The sequence below is a fragment of the Pseudomonas sp. FSL R10-2189 genome, assembly GCF_009600325.1.
Lineage (GTDB): Bacteria > Pseudomonadota > Gammaproteobacteria > Pseudomonadales > Pseudomonadaceae > Aquipseudomonas > Aquipseudomonas helleri.
Window position 1 is genome coordinate 1 of the sequence record NZ_WIVZ01000174.1, and the last position, 238, is coordinate 238.

The 238-nt window shown below is 60.5% G+C and carries 1 protein-coding gene; it reads right to left on the reverse strand.

Features of this window, described 5'->3' with window-relative positions; genetic code table 11:
• The coding region (locus GHO32_RS26365) for an LLM class flavin-dependent oxidoreductase (protein WP_153443149.1) at positions 1-238 on the reverse strand (238 nt) is incomplete at both ends.

Genomic DNA, 238 nt, shown 5'->3' on the forward strand with positions numbered 1-238 from the left:
GTTGAGCGCCTGACTCGTACGACGATCGGCGCCGGGTGCCCGGCCAAATCCGAGATCGATCCTGTTCGGGAAAAGCGCCTCAAGCAGTTGATAGTTCTCGGCTATTTTCAGGCTGCTGTAGTTGGGCAGCAGAACGCCCCCGGAACCTACGCGGATGGCTGTCGTCGCAGAAGCGATGCGCGACATCAGTATTTCCGGTGAGTTGCTTGCGGTGGCGGGGGCTCCATGATGCTCGGAC